Here is a 13,683-nt window from a genome sequence, read left to right as displayed (position 1 = left end):
AGTGGTGAAAGGTCTATTATCATCGGCATATTACATATGAGCCGCGTACTGCTCGGGCCCGAAAAGGAATCAAATCACTATGCGCTGTAAAACGCTGACTGCTGCTGCAGCAGTACTACTGATGTTGACTGCAGGCTGTTCCACTCTGGAGCGAGTGGTTTACCGCCCTGACATCAACCAGGGAAATTATCTGACACCTACCGATGTCGCCAAAGTGCGCACGGGTATGACGCAACAGCAGGTTGCTTATGCTCTGGGTACACCAATGATGTCCGATCCTTTTGGCACTAACACCTGGTTTTATGTGTTCCGTCAGCAACCTGGTCATGAAGGCGTAACCCAGCAAACACTGACGCTGACTTTTAACAGCAGCGGCGTTTTGACCAACATTGATAATAAACCTACGTTGACCGACAACAAGTAGGATTAACAGATCAAAAAAAGGTGCTCAATGAGCACCTTTTTTATTGTCTGCTATTTTTTAGCGGATTTCTCTGCTCGCTGTCTGCGCAGCTCTTTCGGATCAGCAATCAGTGGCCGGTATATTTCCACCCGATCGCCGTCTTGCAGAACATCAGCAAGCTTTACCGGACGGCTGTATATCCCGACTTTATTTTTGCTGAGATCGATATCGGTACGTAATTCCAGCAGCCCGGAAGCGCGGATAGCCTCTTCCACCGTAGCACCCTGTTGCAGCGTTACACGCTGTAGATACTGTTTCTCGGGCAGCGCATACGCCACTTCAACGACAATTTTAGCCGACGCTGACACTGTAAACCTCTTTCGCGCGAACCGTGAAGGCCTGCACCATGTTTGAAGCCAGTTCTTTAAAGATACGACCAAACGCCAGCTCGATTAACTTATTGGTAAACTCAAAATCGAGATGAAATTCAATACGACATGCTTCATGACTCAGTGGCGTAAACTTCCATCCGCCAATGAGTTTCTTGAACGGGCCGTCGACCAGATGCATCAGGATGCTCTGGTTACTGGTCAATTGATTGCGCGTGGTGAACGTTTTGCTAATCCCTGCTTTCGAGACATCCACAGCCGCGGTCATCTGTCCCGGAGTTGACTCCAGCACACGGCTACCGGTGCAACCCGGTAAAAACTGGGGATAGGATTTAACATCATTCACTAGCTGATACATCTGTTCCGCACTGTAAGGTACTAAAGCGGTCCGGCTAATCTGAGGCATAACAATTTCCATCAATATCAATCACACAAATAATACCATTTATCCCCCGCTAAAAAAAACGCTATAGCCTAACTCGTGCTAAGATAGCGCCTTGCGCCCCGCTGGATGAAATGGGGTGTTTTTCGATTCCAGATTACCTATACTGAGCGGCATTATGACGAAGAAAAAAGCACACAAACCTGGCTCAGCCACAATCGCGCTTAACAAGCGCGCACGACACGAATACTTTATTGAAGAAGAGTTCGAAGCAGGACTCGCTCTGCAAGGTTGGGAAGTCAAATCTCTGCGCGCAGGTAAAGCTAACATCGGCGATAGCTATGTCATCCTTAAAGATGGCGAAGCGTTCCTGTTTGGCGCCAACTTCACGCCAATGGCTGTTGCCTCAACGCATGTGGTATGTGATCCCACCCGTACCCGTAAGCTGTTGTTAAACCAGCGTGAACTCGACTCCCTGTATGGTCGTATGAATCGTGACGGTTATACCGTCGTTGCGCTTTCACTGTACTGGAAAAATGCCTGGTGCAAAGTGAAAATTGGCGTCGCAAAAGGTAAGAAACAGCACGACAAGCGCTCCGATGTGAAAGAACGCGAATGGCAGTTAGATAAAGCGCGTATTATGAAAAATGCTGGTCGCTAAACGCTACTCCTCTGTGACCAGTCTCTCACCCTGAGACTGGTTCTTATTTTTTAGTTATTGAAACCCACCCAATACATTCATCAAATTTATGGTTTATTTGTGCTGAATCGTTCAGGTATGAAATAAACTCCCATGGCATTACCGTAGCGACCCATAGTCTAATAAAATAAAACTTCAAGACCATATTGCCTATATTTAGGTTTATTTTATAACACTATTATTACTGTTGTTTATTATATCCCCCTCATTTCAATTTAAATAAAAAACATTAAAATACAATAAGTTAACCAAAAACAAATCATTAAATACGCACCGAAAAGTATCCTTTTCAATTAGCCAAATATATTTTTAATATGGATAAGTTGCAGAATACTTTCTTTCTGACTATATCATCTAATACGAAAGAACTATTCAGTCGGCAGGTCCCGAACGTATTTACTAAGTAAACGAACATCTGCATGATCTAATCAATGTAATTACATGTGTAAATTCATCTTTATGATGAACGGGGCCCCTGTCTGCTCATTTTCCCAGCGCGCTGTTGCGGATTAATACTCCCGACATGCCATCAGGAGTGAACATATGCGTCTACTCGCCGTTGTATCAAAATTAACTGGCGTTTCCACAAATGTTGAATCCTCTGAAGTTACGCTCAGTTCGCCTTCTATCGTGAAACTGTCGGTGTCGCGTGAGGAGGTAAGTCAACTAACACGCGTTAATCAGGATCTGGTTGTCACACTCCGCTCGGGTGAAACCATCACCATTAAAAACTTCTACGTCGGAAAAGGTGATGCGCAAAACCAGCTTGTTCTGGAAGACAGCAATGGCGCGCTGTGGTGGGTTCAGGATACTGATGGAGCGTTCCACTTCCAGCATTTAGACGATCTCACTCCGTTAATGACTGCCGAGGGAAGCCATGAAGGCGGCGCCGTCTGGCCGTGGGTTCTTGGCGGGATCGCGGTTGCTGGCGGAATTGGCCTTGCCGCAGGTGGCGGCGGTGGAGGTGGCGGCGGTGGGAGCGATAACAACGCCGGAAGCGGTAATGGCAACGGTAACGGCGATGGTGGTGGAAACGGTAATGGCGATGGCGATGGCGATGGTGGCGATCCGCCAACGACAACACCTAACGCACCAGATGTGCCGGTTATTACCAGTGTAATCGATGACCAGGAGCTGATTACTGGTCCTGTTAATCAGCAGGAATCCACCAACGATAATACGCCCACTCTCCAGGGTACCGGCCCCGCAAATGCTACATTGCATATTTTTGATAACGGCGTAGAAATCGGCCAGGTCGCTATCGATGCCAACGGCAACTGGTCGTTTACGCCATCCTCTCCACTCGCAGACGGTACCCACAAGTTTACCGTCAGTGCATCAGACGGTACAGGTAGCAGCGGCATGTCAGACAGTTGGGAGATTATTGTCGATACGCTTGCCCCCGACGCCCCTGTGGTCACAGAAGTAACTGACGATTCCGGTTCCATTAAAGGCTTGATCGGTATTAACGGCGTAACCGACGATGCCACGCCAACGCTCACAGGCACTGGCGAAGCTGGTTCTTACATCAGCATTTCTGATAACGGCATTCTGATTGGTATGGTCCAGGTGGATGACAATGGCAACTGGACGTTTACACCGGACACACCGCTTAGCGACGGTGTTCACAATCTGACGCTGACGCAAACTGACGATGCGGGTAACGTGAGCGCGGAAACGAGCGTACCTACATTCACCGTCGATACTACCCCGCCTGAAGGCGCGGTCATTTCCTCCGTTAATCTGGAAGGCACTGAGGTAACCGGTAGTGCTGAGGCTGGAAGCCTGGTGATGATCATCGGTAGCAATAATCAGGTTCTGGGTTCAATAACGGTCGGCCAAACCGGCAATTTCGTCATCGCGATTTCACCTTCACAGACGCACGGTGAAGCGCTAATCGCGAAGATTCAGGACCAGGCCGGTAACATCGGGCCAGATACCCCATTCAATGCGACGAACTCGGGCTATCCTGGCGTACCGGTTATCGTCAGCGTGATGGATGACTTCTCCCCATCAACCGGGCCATTGAGCAACAATCAGGCCACCAACGATAATACCCCCACGCTCTCTGGCACTGCCGATGCCAACAGCACAGTGACTATTTACGACAACGGCACAATTATCATCAGCGTACTGGCTGACAGTAACGGTAACTGGACATGGACTTCCAGCTCCCCGTTATCAGATGAGCTACACGCCTTCACCGCCACCGCGACAAACCAGTCAGGTACAGGAGGCATGTCACCAGCGTTCAATATCAACATCGACACCCAGCCACCGTCGCCACCTGATGATCTCAACGTATCTGCAGATGGGACTGTCGTCACCGGAACGACCGAGCCAGGCAATACCGTAGTTATCACCAGCATTAGCGGAACTCAGATCGGCAGCGGAGTCGCCGGGCCGGATGGCTCATTTACCATCACCATTAACCCACCACAGACCAATGGCGAAACCATTGAAGCCATCGCAACCGATCCGGCAGGAAACCCAAGCCTGCCAGAAACTGCGCTTGCACCAGACATTACCGCGCCACAGCCCCCGACAAACCTGCTAGTTAATGGCACTGGGGACCAGGTCACCGGCAAGGCCGAACCCAACAGTACGATCAATATTCTGGATCCGGATGGCAATATCATTGGAACAGCAACTGCCGATACAAATGGGGATTTCACCGCAACGCTGGTTCCGCCACAAACCAACGGCGAGACCCTTACGGCAAATGCGACCGACACCGCAGGCAACAAGGGCGACGACGCCTCTGTCAACGCACCGGACACCACCGCACCTGATGCGCCGACAGGCGTCACAGTTGCAGGAAATGGTGGAGCGGTTAGCGGTCACGCCGAAGCCGGAAGTACCGTCACCGTCAAAGACAGCAACGGGGCTCCTATTGGCGTGGGTCAGGCTGACAGCGGCGGCAATTTCACCGTCCAGATCACCCCGTCGAAAATCAACAATGAAACAGTAAACGTCACCGCAACGGACAGCACTGGTAACGAAAGCCTGCCAACTTCGGCTGTTGCCCCGGATCTCACCGCGCCAAACCAACCCGTTATCATTGCCGTTACTGATGACGTCGCCGATATCACAGGCCCCATCAATAACAATGGGTTAACCAACGACGATAAACCGAAAATTGAGGGCAAAGCTGAGGTCGGCTCTCAGGTCAAAATTTACGATAACGGAACTCTGCTTACGACCATTACCGCTGATATCAACGGTAACTGGAACTATACGCCCACCTCAGCATTGGGCCAGGGGGCACATGTATTTACAGTGACGGCAACCGATGCCGCTAATAACACCAGCGCCGCCGCCAGTTGGAAAATCATTGTCGACAGCATCGCCCCCAGCGTACCGGTTATTACGCTTATCTACGATGACGTTGGCAGCATCACTGGCAACGTCGCGAACAACGGATTCACCAACGACAAAACGCCAACAATCTCAGGAACCGGTGAACCCGGTTCGCTGGTGACGCTGTATGATAATGGTCTGCAAATGGCAGTCTTTTTTATCGACAGAACAGGCACCTGGAGCCATAACGTTACAACCGATGAGGCCCTCGCCGAAGGCACTCACCGTTTTACGGTGACCGCAACGGATGCCGCCGGGAACGTCGTCACTTCCCCCAATCCTGTCATCGTGACCGTTGATACCCAGGCACCCGCAGCGCCCGTTATTGTGAGCGCCACGGACGACGTCGGGAATGCACCAACCGATCTGCCCACCGGTAGCCGTTCAAACGATACCCTGCCGCTGCTGAAGGGGACCGGGATCGTCGACTCCACCATCACTATCTATGATGGCGCCACACCAATAGGCACCACCACGGTCCTGGCCGGGGGCACCTGGAGCTTCCAGGTCACTCAACCGCTGAGTGAAGGTCCACATGCGCTGTCGGCTATCGCAACCGACGCGGCGGGTAACGCCAGCAGCGCCGGGAACTTCACGCTGACCATCGATACCACCCCACCCGCCGCCCCTGTCATCTCATCGGCGGAAGGCCTGGTTGGCAGCAGCACACAAACGCTGATTAACGGTGGCAGCACGAAAAGCGCCGAACCCACACTGTCGGGAACCGGTGAACCGGGTGCGACTATTACTATTTATGATAACAGCGCCCCGATTGGCAGCGCCCTCGTACAGCCAAATGGGACCTGGACATTTATCCCAGACACTCCGCTTCTGGATGGCCCGCACAAATTCACCGCCACGGCGACTGACGTAGCAGGTAACGTGGGGATCCCATCCGCTGGCTTTACGCTGACGGTGGATAATCTACCACCAGTGAAACCCGAACCACCAACCATCACTGACGACGCCAATCCGATCACGGGGATCGTCACTAACGGTATCACCAACGATACCACGCCAACCTTTAGCGGCACGGGAAGCGCCGGCGATCTGATTACCATTTATCTTAGCGGTACTCCACCATTGCAAGGTACGGCAACGGTTGGCGCAGACGGCACCTGGAGCTTTACGCCACCCGCCCCTGTCGCCCCAGGCAGTTACCAGATAACCGTCACCGCAACCGATCCGGCTGGCAACGTTAGCCAGCCATCAGTGGCGACTAACCTGGAAATCGACACTACGCCATCTGCTCCTCCGGTTATTATCGCCGCCAATGATAACGTCGGCGGTTTCCAGGGCGACCTCGCCCCCAACGCGGTAACCGACGACACAACCCCGACTATTCGCGGAACCGGCACAGACGGCGATACCATCACCCTGTACAATGGCAGTACGGTGATCGGCACCACTACGGTCGTTGGCGGCGTCTGGAGTATTACTCCCGGAACGGCGCTGGCAAACGGCAGCTACACGCTGACCGCCACCGCCACCGATCCGGCAGGTAATACCAGCGGCAGCTCAAACAGCGTCTCGTTTACGGTTAACACCACAACGCTGACCCAGCCGCAGGTAACGGATATTCAGGATAACGTCGGGATCATTACCGGCTCACTGACCAACAACAGCGTGACGGACGATACCACCCCGACGATAAGCGGGACCGGCACGCCGGGCAGTACCGTGCTCATTTATGAGGGTGGCAATCCTGTTGCAATTGCCACGGCCACCGTTGCCGCGAACGGCACCTGGAGTGTGGATGTTCCTCTGACACCAAATGCCACCCATACGCTAACGTTCGGTGCCAAAGATGCCGCGGGTAACGTGCTGGCGGCAGGCAATCCGGTGATATTGAAGATTGATACGCTGCCTCCCGGCGACCCAATTGTTACTAGCGTTAACCCTGATGGCACACAGGTTAGTGGTACGGCCGAAGAAGGCAGCACCGTCATTATTCGCAGCGGAACAACGGTTCTCGGTCAGGGGATCGCAGACAGTTCAGGAAATTACGTCATCACGATTTCACCAGCGCAAACGGCTGGTCAGGCACTGAATGCCATCGCCCAGGATCCCGCGGGTAACCAGAGCAATCCCACCCCGTTTACCGCTGCCACCTCCAGCGTTCCGCACCCGCCAACTCTTGAGATCGTTGATGACGTAGCCCCCGGCATGGGCGAAATCGGCAGCGGAAAAACCACCAACGACACTTTACCGCGGTTGCAAGGAACCGCCACGGCTGGGGCTACAGTGACTATCTATCAAAATGGCGCGTCTATCGCCACGGTCACCGCCGATGCGGTTTCCGGCGCCTGGAGTTATCAGTTGCTCACCCCGCTAACTAACGGCACAACCTATAACTTCGCAGTGTCACAAACCGTCAACTCAATACCCAGCGGGCAGTCACCCAATTATGCCATTACCATCGACACCACCGCGCCGCTGGCACCGCTCATCACCAGCATTATCGATGACGTTTCGCCCGGCAGTGGGCCGCTGGATAAAGGGCAAATGACCAATGACTCACGCCCGACCTTAAACGGAACCGGCGAAGCGGGAGCAACCATCACCCTCTACGATAACGGTATCGCTTATGCCACAACCACGGTAAACAGCAGCGGATTCTGGAGCTTTACTCCGACAAACGCACTGGGAGAAGGCAATCACCTCTTTACCGCTCGCGCAACCGATGCTGCTGGCAACCAAGGCGATGCCTCCGCTGATTTTCTGATCATTGTTGATACTTTAATTCCGAATGCCCCCACCATTGTCACAGTCACAGACAACGTTGGCACCATTCAAAACCTGACATCCGGACAGTCAACCAACGATAACACCCCGACGCTTGCTGGCGTCACTGAAGCGGACTCTGTGGTCACTATTCGCGATAATGGCGCGGTGATCGGCACGACGATCAGCGACGGAAGTGGCAACTGGAGCTTTACGCCAGCTCCTGCGCTCAGTGAAGGCAGCCACTCGCTGACTGCAACCGTCACGGATGGCGCAGGTAACATCAGCCCTGCGACACCACCGTTCACACTGGTCGTCGATACGCTACCGCCCGCTGCCCCGGTCATCACCTCAGTCATTGACGATCAGCCAGGCAATACATCGCTGGCAAACGGGCAACTGACCAACGACGCGCAGCCTACGCTGAACGGCACAGGGGAAGTGGGTGCCATCATCACCATTAAAGATAAAGGTGTCGACATCGGTACTGCGCAAGTAGATGGCTCAGGCAACTGGACCTTTACACCGGGAAGCGCACTGGGCCAGGGTCAGCATGTCTTTACTGCGGTGGCTACTGACCAGGCCGGTAACACCGGGGGAGCCTCTTCATCCTTTACCCTCGAACTGGATTCTATTGCTCCCGTAGCGCCGGTCATCAGTACGGTGCAAGACAACACGGCTCCCACCACCGGGCCGATCGGTAACGGTCAGACGACGAACGAAACCCGCCCGGCACTGAGCGGCAGCGGTGAAGTTGGCGCAACCATCACCGTTCTGAGTGACGGCTTGCCGATTGGCACCACCACCGTCGGCGCTGGCGGCACCTGGAGTTTTACCCCAACGGATGCGCTGGATAACGGTACGCATACGCTGACCGTCACCGCCACCGACAGCGCGGGCAATACCAGCCCTGCCTCCAACGGCTTTACGCTCACGGTTGATACCGTATCGCCGAACGCACCGCTCATCACTCAGGTCACCGATGATGTCGGCCCGCTGACCGGTAATCTGAATAACGGTCAGGCCACGAACGATACGCTCCCGACGCTTAGCGGTACGGCTGAAGCCAATTCCACGGTGAGAATTTACGATAACGGATCGTTTATCGGTTCAATCACAGCGGATGGTACAGGCGCCTGGAGCTTCACGCCGGGAACAGCGCTGAGCAACGGCAACCACACGCTGACGGTGACAGCAACCGACGCAGCCGGAAACGTTAGCTCAACGTCCGCTGGATTTAACATCGTTGTTGATACTGTTGCCCCGCTTGCGCCAACGATTATCCAGGCTTTTGATGACGTGGTGCCGGGAACCGGAACGCTGTCGAACGGCGCTTACACCAATGATACTCGCCCCGTACTGAACGGCTCGGCGGAAGCCGGTGCCCGGGTAGCCATCTACGATAATGGCACGCTGCTGGCGACGGTGACAGCGGCAATAGATGGCACCTGGGAATATCTGCCCGCCACGTTGGGCAACGGCCAGCATGTCTTTACCGCCATTGCCACGGATGCCGCCGGGAACGTCAGCCCCACCTCAAGCGAATTTATTATCAACGTTGACACGATCGCGCCGTCAGCGCCGCTCCTGACCTCGGTGGTGGATGACGTCGCAGGCGGTGTGTTCAACGCGGGGCTTAGCAACGGGCAACTGACTAACGATGCCCGACCAACGCTCAACGGTACCGCCGAAGCGGGCAGCACCGTCAGCATCTATGACAGCAGCACCCTGTTGGGTACCACACTGGTGCAAAGCAATAACAGTTGGTCGTTTACCCCAACCACGCCGCTGGCAAATGGATCGCACACCTTTACCGTCACCGCCACCGATGCGGCGGGCAACACCAGCGGCGCAACGGCAGGCTTTAGCGTAGTGGTCGACACCACGGCGCCGGCGCAGCCTTCGATCAGCAGCATTATTGACGATGTCGGACCAAACACCGGGGTGATTGGCAATAATCAGCCAACCAACGACGCACGCCCAACGTTAAACGGCACCACGGAAGCCAACGCTCGGGTCGATATTTATGATAACGGCACCTTTGTAACCAGCGTAACGGCGGACGGCAGCGGCAGCTGGAATTACACGCCACCTACGGCGTTGGGTCAGGGGACGCATTCCTTCACCATCACAGCAACAGACACCGCAGGTAATACCAGCGGGCTATCGTCTGCCTCCGCAATTGTGGTCGATACCGTCGCACCGAGTATTCCAACCGGTCTGGCGGTCAACGCCAACGGCACCACGTTGACCGGCGTTGCCGAAGCGAACAGTACGGTGATCATCACCTCCAGCAGCGGAACCGTACTTGGTACCGCAACAGCCAACGCCTCCGGTAATTTCACCTTCACGCTGAGCCCACCGCAAATCAGTGGGCAAACGCTGCTGGTCAGCGCACAGGATGCCGCAGGCAACATCGGCACAGCGGGTAACGTGCTGGCACCGTTTACTGGCGTACCGCCTGCGCCGGTTATTGCCAGCGTATTTGACGACGTGGGCACAATTACAGGTCTGGTCGCGGCAGGTAAAACCACCAATGATACCCGTCCAGCCCTTAGCGGAACGGCGCAGGCTAACGCCATCATCAATCTGTACAACAACGGCGTACTCATGGGTAGTACGACCGCAGATAGTAACGGGCTCTGGAACTTTACCCCATCCGGCGCGCTCAGCGAAGGTAACCACGCGTTTACCGCCACGGCAACAAACGCCAACGGGGTAAGCGGGGTGTCCGGTTCGTTCAGCGTGATTGTGGATACCACGCCGCCGACCGCACCAACGATACTGATCAGCGCCGATGGCGGTACCATCAGCGGCGTCGCCGAAGCGGGAAGCACGGTTACCATCTCTCTGCCCGGCGGCACCAGCGTGACGGCAATCGCCAACAGCAGCGGTGTCTACAGCGTCAACCTGCCGGTTCGCCAGATTGAGGGGCAGTCGCTGTCCGCCACGGCGACCGATGCGGCGGGAAATACCTCATTGCCAACAAGCGCTATCGCGCCGGTATTGCCGCTGCTGGCTGAAGACAATGTCACCAGTCTGCCTCTACAAACCGATGTCACCGTCAGCACCGAGCATCAAAGCGATTATGGTTTCCTGTTGGTCAATGCGCTGGGAAATGTCGCCAACGTGCTGGGGAACGATACAGCAAGCGTCAATTTCAGCATCGCTTCTGGCGGCAGCGGATCCATTACAATCAATGCCGCAGCGACCGGCGTGGTGCTGTCGCTGTTAAACACGCTTGAAGTCGTCATCCAGCGCTTTGACACCGGGCTGAATGCCTGGGTAACGGTGGTGGATACCGGGAAACCAGACTTTGCCAGCCTGCTCACCTTGGGCGCCTCGGGCGTAACGCTCAATTACAGCGGACTGACTGGCGGGGATTACCGCGTGGTCAGCTACAACACCAACCTACTGGCGACAGGGGCATACACCAGCCTTGATGTCTCGGTGGTAAAAGCCAGCGCAGGGACCATCACCGGTGGTACTACCGAGTCTGGCAATATCATCACCGATACCGATCCCGCCAATGGGCAGGATAACGCCCCTTCCGGCACGCTGGTCACCACCATCACTGACGGTAACGGCAACGTGGTGAACATCCCGGCGGGCGGCATTGATGTGCAGGGTAAATACGGCACCCTGCATATCAATCAGAATGGTAGCTACACCTATACTCTGACCAATACGTCAATCTCAGTGTATGGACGTTCCGAAAGCTTTACCTACACGCTAACGCATGGCAGCGATCACTCCTCGGCAAAACTGGTGGTCACGCTGGGTCAGGCCCCAACCACCAGCACGGTAACTGCGGCAGACGATGTGGCTGCGCTGACTTACGGGACGCAGGTCATCGCAGTCGACAACCATCCATCACAACAAACCGGCTTCACGCTCGCCAGCGTTGGTTTGGGACAATTGTGGGATGTTAGCCTGGTCAACGGTTTGACCAACCCGATTAAATTCAACGTTGATGACGGCGCGACGCGAACGATCACGGTTCAGGCCAACGTACTTGGCGTAACGCTGGGCGGCTTTGATCTCTATGTCTACCGCTTCAACGAGTCTATTCAGCAGTATGAGCAGTACCGGGTACAGCCGAACTGGGTAACCGCCCTGCTGGGCGGCAGTTCATCGGCGTATACCATTACGCTGCCGGGCGGTGACTATCTGTTCCTGCTTAACGCTTCCGGCGGCCTGACGCTGTTGACCAGCTATACCCTGAATATTCAGGCCGATCACACCTACGCCGTCGACAGTCTGAGTGCAGCAACCAATGGGAATCTGCTGGCCAACGACTCGGCTCCGGCTAATACCGTTATCACCGAAGTTAACGGTGTCACCGTTAACACAACGGGCACTACCACCATTAACGGACAGTACGGCACGCTGACTATTGATGCGAAAGGGAACTACACCTACACGCTGAGAAGCGGACTGGGCGCAGACGGTATCAATACGCCTGACAGCTTCGTGTATAAGGTCAAAGCACCAAACGGCGATATCGGTAGCGCGTCGCTGAACATTACGGCAACCCCACAGGCGCTGGATGCCGTAAACGACATCAGCAGCCAGATGGCGGTCACCACCCAGGCCGATACATCCAGGTCGTTTATCGACAACAGCGTTGGGAACGCCAGCTGGAGCGCCCAACTCCTTTCACCCACCTCACAAAATGGTACTGGCGTCATTGAAGTCGCGACGGGAACGGCGGTGCAAAACGCCATACTGCATTTTAACGTCGCTTCAGGTCTGACGCTGGGCGGACTGACCGTCACCTGGGCGCTGTATGACAGCAACAACGTCAAGATTGCCGGTAACTCATTCAATGGCGGATTGCTGATTGGCGGCAATATTGATATTGCCCTCAGCGGGGTAGTACTGCACCCCGGCAACTATCGCCTCGACTATACCGGCAGCGTCGGGGCTCTGGGGCTGGGGAATATCACCATCACCCCCAGCGTGAAAGGCACGATAATCGACCTGCAAAACTTCGAGACTTCCACAGCGAATAGCGTCACCGGCAATATTTATGACGGAGACCATATTGCCAGCGTGCATACCTTGCTAACGGTGAATGGCACGGGCGGCAGCGCCGCCACGCTGGATCCGCTGAGCAGCACGACCAGCGCCATCATTAACGGGTTGTACGGCAAACTGACCATTGGCATTGATGGTCATTACACCTATGCCCTCAACAGCGATGTCTCGCTCTCCACCATCGTCACCAAAGAGACATTTACCTACACCCTTAACGACCTGAATGGCCATACCGATACCGCTACGCTGACCATCAATATGAATCCGCAAGTGGTGAGTACCGTCGATGCCGATCGCCTGACTGGCAGCGCCTACGGCGATACGCTGATTTATCACCTGCTCAATGCCAACGACGCTACCGGCGGTAACGGAACAGCGGACACCTGGACCAACTTCTCGCTGGCCCAGGGTGACAAAATCGATATCGGTGACCTGCTGGTGGGCTGGAACGGGCAGAACGCGACGCTCGGCAACTACCTCACCGTTACCACCAGCGGTAACAACACGGTTATTGCCATCGACCGTGACGGTACGGGCAACACTTATCACTCAACCAATCTCATCACGCTGGAGAACGTACACACCACGCTCGACGAGCTGGTGCAACAAAATCACATTGTGCCCTGAAGTGAACATATAGCGTTAAAGCGCCATAACTACAGCCCCGGATGCGATGACATCCGGG

At 54.9% G+C, this 13,683-nt stretch carries 5 protein-coding genes; 3 read left to right on the top strand and 2 right to left on the bottom strand.

Annotated elements, in window-relative coordinates; all coding sequences use genetic code 11:
- The first annotated feature begins 79 nt into the window (after window positions 1–79).
- Window positions 80–424: an outer membrane protein assembly factor BamE gene (gene bamE / locus SK33_RS05970; protein ID WP_003031218.1), complete on the top strand. Its 345-nt coding sequence runs from the start codon at window positions 80–82 to the stop codon at window positions 422–424.
- A gap of 50 nt (window positions 425–474) precedes the next feature.
- On the opposite strand, the gene SK33_RS05965 is transcribed toward bamE, so the two are convergent.
- Window positions 475–771 carry an RnfH family protein gene (locus SK33_RS05965; protein WP_008785525.1) on the bottom strand — a complete coding sequence of 99 codons (297 nt, stop codon included), beginning with the start codon at window positions 769–771 and terminating at the stop codon, window positions 475–477.
- Window positions 755–1,198, bottom strand: coding sequence for a type II toxin-antitoxin system toxin RatA (ratA, locus tag SK33_RS05960; RefSeq protein WP_003031213.1), 444 nt, complete (start codon window positions 1,196–1,198; stop codon window positions 755–757). Before ratA ends, SK33_RS05965 begins: the two co-directional genes overlap by 17 nt.
- A 154-nt stretch (window positions 1,199–1,352) precedes the next feature.
- Between ratA and smpB the strand changes: the two genes are divergently transcribed.
- Both smpB and SK33_RS05950 read left to right on the top strand, forming a co-directional pair.
- Window positions 1,353–1,835 carry an SsrA-binding protein SmpB gene (smpB, locus tag SK33_RS05955; protein ID WP_003031211.1) on the top strand — a complete coding sequence of 161 codons (483 nt, stop codon included), beginning with the start codon at window positions 1,353–1,355 and terminating at the stop codon, window positions 1,833–1,835.
- 582 nt (window positions 1,836–2,417) lie between these two features.
- Window positions 2,418–13,625 carry a BapA/Bap/LapF family large adhesin gene (locus SK33_RS05950; protein ID WP_048218426.1) on the top strand — a complete coding sequence of 3,736 codons (11,208 nt, stop codon included), beginning with the start codon at window positions 2,418–2,420 and terminating at the stop codon, window positions 13,623–13,625.
- The last annotated feature ends 58 nt before the right edge of the window (window positions 13,626–13,683 follow it).

Origin of the sequence: Citrobacter sp. MGH103, assembly GCF_001034475.2 — a bacterium.
In the GTDB taxonomy this organism is placed as follows: Bacteria; Pseudomonadota; Gammaproteobacteria; order Enterobacterales; family Enterobacteriaceae; genus Citrobacter; species Citrobacter freundii.
Note: the sequence above shows the minus strand (reverse complement) of the source record. Positions and strands in the feature narration are given on the sequence as shown.